We start from the raw sequence: 4235 nt of genomic DNA on the forward strand, positions 1-4235 counted from the left end.
GCGTCCCCCGCCCCGACGGCAGCCCGGAGGGCGGTGCCTTCCCGGGCGGCGACGGCACCAGCCGCGACCACCGGGGCAGGCACGGCACCCCGCGCAGCACCGGCACCCCGGGCAACGGCAGCACTGGCAACATCGGCAACACCGGCAACACCGGCAACAAGAGGCCTGTCGCATGACCACCAGCATTCCCGCCCCGACCGGGGCGGAGGCGGCGCGTCCGCCCGTCGTCCGCGACCGCTACCTCGACCTGCTGCGGGCGCTGGCCCTGGTCCGCGTGGTCGTCTACCACACCTTCGGCTGGGCCTGGCTGACGTTCCTCTTCCCGTCCATGGGCGTGATGTTCGCGCTCGCCGGCTCCCTGATGGCCCGCTCGCTGCGACGCCCGGCGCTCGGTGTCATCCGCAGCCGCGTCCGGCGGCTGCTGCTGCCGCTGTGGCTGTACGGCGTGCTGGTGCTGAGCATGCTCTTCGCGCAGGGCTGGGGCCCGGCGAAGGGGGAGGAGACGTGGTTCTGGCTGCGTCTCGTGTGCTGGGTCGTGCCGGTCGGCAGCCCGCCGTTCCCGTGGCACATCGGCAGCGAGAGCGGCTTCCTCGACGACACGTGGGCCGTGCAGGCCGCCGCCCCGCTGTGGTACCTGCGCGCCTACTTCTGGTTCGTGCTGCTGTCGCCGCTGCTGCTGAAGGCGTTCCGCCGCATGCCGTGGGCAACGCTGCTGGCCCCGCTGGGCCTGACGGCGATCGTCGGCACCGGCCTGGTCACCATTCCCGGCCAGACCGGCAGCGCCGTCACCGACTTCGCCACCTTCGGCGCCTGCTGGGTGCTGGGCTTCGCCCACCGTGAAGGGCTGTTGAAGCAGATCCCCGGTTACGTCGTGCCGTCGGTGGCGCCGTTCCTGATGGCCTTCGGCCTGTGGTGGGCGACGTCGCATCCAGGGCCGGACGGCCTGGACCTCAACGACATCCCGCTGGCGCAGGCGTTCTGGTCGTTCGGCTTCTGCCTGCTGCTGCTCAACTTCAGCCCGAGCTGGGAGCGGCTGCCGGGCCGGCTGGCCCGCTGGGAGAAGCCCGTCACGCTCGCCAACAACCGGGCCGTGACGCTCTACCTGTGGCACGAGATCGCACTGATCGCGTCCATCCCGCTGCTCGACCCGCTGTGGAAGATCCCCGGCGTGTGGCCGGACCACGCCGAACTGCTCACCAGCCTCTACCCGGTGCTGATGTTCATCCTGGTGTGGCCGCTCACCGGCCTGTGCATCCTGCTCGCCGGCTGGGCCGAGGACGTGGCGGCCAAACGCCGTCCACGCCTCTGGCCCACCAGCCGCTGAACCCCCGGTCGCCCGGACCACACGGTCCGGGCGCCCTTTGCCTGCGGTCGGCGCCATCGGCCCACGGGGGTGTGAGGTGGTTGCCGCGCAGCCTGACTCGAAGGCGGTCGGATCCAGGGTTCCGGACCCGATGATTTCCGTCGTGGCCCCTCGTCTGCATCTACAGCGCATCAGCAACCGCACTCGAGGAGAACGCCATGACCGCTGTGTACACCTGGGACGTCTTCTGCACTCTCGACGGCTACGGTTCCTACGGGCCGGGCGGCGACTGGGGTGGCTACTGGGGAAAGCAGGGGCCCGAGTTCCTCGAAGCCCGCCTCGCCTCGCTCGGAGAGGAGCAGCGTATGGTCCTCGGGGCCAACACCTTGCGGCAGTTCGTCGAACTGCTGGGCCGGATTCCGGAGGCCGACCTCGACCCGGTGAACTCCCGGATGCGCGGCATGCCGACAACGGTGGTGTCGGCCACGCTCGTGGAGCCACTCGGATGGCCGGACGCGACCGTCGTGGCCGGCGACGCGGTTGATGTCGTCGCCCGGCTCAAGGAGGAGTCCGCCGTGCCGTTGCGTTCGCACGGCAGCCTGTCGTTGAACCGGGCGCTGATGGCCGCAGGGCTCGTCGACCGCGTCCAGGTGACGATCTTCCCGGTGATCAGCGGCCGCACCGGGACCGATCCGGTCTTCGCGGGTGCGGCCGACTTCGACCTCGATCTGTTCGGGAGCCGGACGTTCGACGGCCAGATCCAGGAACTCGTCTACCGGCCCACCCGGCACGGATGAACACCACCACCGTGCGCGGCGCAGGTCCGGTTTCGGGAGCGCGGCACCCGGGCCCTGATCTGGGGCGACGCGGGACGCCTGGCGCTCTGACCTGTGCGTACACCGTCGATGCGGCCGTCCGCGTGGGTCGAGCCACGCGGACGGGCGGCGTGCGAGGGGCTCGGGGTCAGCGGGCCTGGCGGCGGGCGTGAGTGGTGAGGGCGGTGAAGGCGGCGGGGGTGACGGTGAGCACGGGGCCGCCGGGGTTCTTGGAGTCGCGGATGTGGACGGCGTCGGGACAGGTGGCGACCTCGACGCAGTTGCCACCTTCGTCGCTGCTGTGGGTGGACTTGCGCCACTGGTAGGCGACTTCGAGGCAGTCGCCGCCCTCGTCGCCGCTGTGGCTGGACTTGAACCAGGTCAGTGCGGTGCTCATGCCTCTCCCAGCAGTCGGTCCAACAGGTCCCTGCTCTCCTCGGAGTTGAGAGCCTGGGTCCGCAGCATCGCATATTTCCTGGCCAGGATGCTGACCTCGTCGGGCTCGGAAACCAGCTGACTGCCGCGCTGGGTCTCCATATAGGCCAGGTGCTCGTGGTCGGGTGTCTCCAGTAGGACGAAGGGGCCTGCGAGACCGGCGTGGGTATGGCGGCCGAAGGGCATGATCTGCACGGTGACGCCCGGGGTGCCGCAGCTCGTCCGCAGGTGGCGCATCATCTCCCGCCAGACCTCCGTGCCGCCGAGCTGGTCCATCAGCACCGCCTGGGAGAGCACGAAGCTCACGCTCGGCGGCACCCGGCGCTGGAGGATCTCCTGCCGCTCCATCCGGGACGCCACCTGCTGCTCGATCTCGTCCTCGTCCAGCGCGGGCACGCGGCTGCGGAAGACCGCCCGTGTGTACGCCTCGGTCTGGAGCAGCCCGGGTACGACCTGGTTCTCGAAGGAGGACAGCGTCAGCGCCTCGCGTTCGCGGTCCACGAACTCGGCGGCCCACACCGGGTACTTGTCCATCTCCGGCAGGTGCTCCAGCGCCACCGCCAGCGCGCCGCCGGTGTCCAGCAGCGCGTCCAGCTCCTCGGCCAGCTCCGGTTTCAGGGGGCGCCTGCCCTGCTCGATCGAGGCGACCGTCTCGTACTCGGCACACACCCGGGCCGCCAACTGCTCCTGCGTGAGCCCGGCGTTGCGCCGGAACAGGCCCACCTGGGCGCCGACCAGCCTCATCGCCGAGGCGTTCTTCCTGCGCTGCTTGCGCGCTGCTGTACGTGGCTGCATACGTGCGTTCCTCCCCCGACCGGTCCGAGAACGACCGGAAATCGACCCGTACGGAAGTTCTGTACGGGATCACTCAGTGGTGAAGACTAGTGACCCGACGCGACCATCGGGGACATGCAAGAGGACTTTCACCACGTACGCCTCCGGGAACGTCTCTTCCGCCGGGAGCGGCGCGAGGTTCCGGCGGCCCGGGTCTTCGCCGCCCGCGCACTCCTGGAGTGGGACCAGCTCTCCCGGGCCGAGGACGTACTGCTGTGCGTCAGTGAACTCGCCACCAACGCGCTGCTGCACGGCGTGCCACCGGGACGCGGTTTCCGGATCCGAATCGGCCTGACCTGGGACGGACGGCTCACCATCGAGGCCCATGACAGCGGCGGCGGCCGGCCCCGCATCCCGGCTCCGGGCCCGGAGCCGGGGGAGGAGGGCGAGCAGCCCTGCGCGGAGAGCGGCCGGGGGCTGCTGCTGGTCCGTTCCCTGGCGGACGAGTGGGGCGTGCGGGAGCGTTGCCCCGGCAAAGTCGTCTGGTGCGCGTTCGACGCACCCGACCCCGTACGGACTGGTCAGCTGGCGGGGGCGCGCGAACCGGCGGGGGCGCCGGGGGCGGTCGTCCCGTTCAGGTCCGTGCTTCGAGATCCGCCCTGGTCTGATCGCCGTACACCCCTGGAGCGTCACCGGTGATGCCGAAGAACGTCTGGTACTGGGCCACCGCGCGGCTCAGGTCCTCGTCGAAGGTGCCGTCCACCCGCCGCTGCGGATAGACCGCGGGAATGCCGCTCAGCCGGGTCTGGAGGTCGGAGACGGCCGGACCGGTGGCCCCGCGTCGCAGCGGACCGGTGACGGTGTCGGGGTCGGGCTGCGGCGGCACCGGGGCGGCGGGCGGCAGCGGC

General features: G+C 71.0%; 6 protein-coding genes. 3 read left to right on the forward strand and 3 right to left on the reverse strand.

The genetic code is table 11. The features are described from left to right. Positions 1–172 precede the first annotated feature (172 nt). Both ACYVE9_RS17550 and ACYVE9_RS17555 read left to right on the forward strand, forming a co-directional pair. On the forward strand, positions 173–1324 hold the full coding sequence (locus tag ACYVE9_RS17550) for an acyltransferase family protein (protein WP_461028821.1): 1152 nt from the start codon (positions 173–175) through the stop codon (positions 1322–1324). A 197-nt stretch (positions 1325–1521) separates the two neighbouring features. After that, on the forward strand, positions 1522–2100 hold the full coding sequence (locus ACYVE9_RS17555) for a dihydrofolate reductase family protein (RefSeq protein ID WP_461028822.1): 579 nt from the start codon (positions 1522–1524) through the stop codon (positions 2098–2100). Positions 2101–2266: 166 nt separating this feature from the next. On the opposite strand, the gene ACYVE9_RS17560 is transcribed toward ACYVE9_RS17555, so the two are convergent. Both ACYVE9_RS17560 and ACYVE9_RS17565 read right to left on the reverse strand, forming a co-directional pair. Then, positions 2267–2515, reverse strand: a complete 249-nt coding sequence (locus ACYVE9_RS17560) for a DUF397 domain-containing protein (RefSeq protein ID WP_461028823.1) — start codon at positions 2513–2515, stop codon at positions 2267–2269. Continuing rightward, positions 2512–3348, reverse strand: a complete 837-nt coding sequence (locus ACYVE9_RS17565) for a helix-turn-helix domain-containing protein (RefSeq protein WP_461028824.1) — start codon at positions 3346–3348, stop codon at positions 2512–2514. Before ACYVE9_RS17565 ends, ACYVE9_RS17560 begins: the two co-directional genes overlap by 4 nt. A gap of 114 nt (positions 3349–3462) precedes the next feature. On the opposite strand from ACYVE9_RS17565, the gene ACYVE9_RS17570 reads away from it, so the two are divergent. Then, positions 3463–4026 (forward strand): ATP-binding protein, encoded by a 564-nt coding sequence (locus ACYVE9_RS17570; RefSeq protein WP_461028825.1) that lies wholly within the window; start codon positions 3463–3465, stop codon positions 4024–4026. Here the strand turns inward: ACYVE9_RS17570 and ACYVE9_RS17575 are convergent. Next, positions 3962–4235 (reverse strand): peptidoglycan-binding domain-containing protein (locus ACYVE9_RS17575; protein WP_461028826.1); only part of this gene is annotated, 274 nt, incomplete at its 5' end. The two genes, ACYVE9_RS17570 and ACYVE9_RS17575, sit on opposite strands and share 65 nt — an antisense overlap.

The sequence above is a fragment of the Streptomyces sparsus genome (genome assembly GCF_054776295.1).

Excerpts from the sequence above, each read along its gene's own strand:
- ACYVE9_RS17550 (WP_461028821.1), top strand. The coding sequence starts at position 173 with ATGACCACCAGCATTCCCGCCCCGACCGGGGCGGAGGCGGCGCGTCCG.
- ACYVE9_RS17555 (WP_461028822.1), top strand. The coding sequence starts at position 1,522 with ATGACCGCTGTGTACACCTGGGACGTCTTCTGCACTCTCGACGGCTAC.
- ACYVE9_RS17560 (WP_461028823.1), bottom strand. The coding sequence starts at position 2,515 with ATGAGCACCGCACTGACCTGGTTCAAGTCCAGCCACAGCGGCGACGAG.
- ACYVE9_RS17565 (WP_461028824.1), bottom strand. The coding sequence starts at position 3,348 with ATGCAGCCACGTACAGCAGCGCGCAAGCAGCGCAGGAAGAACGCCTCG.
- ACYVE9_RS17570 (WP_461028825.1), top strand. The coding sequence starts at position 3,463 with ATGCAAGAGGACTTTCACCACGTACGCCTCCGGGAACGTCTCTTCCGC.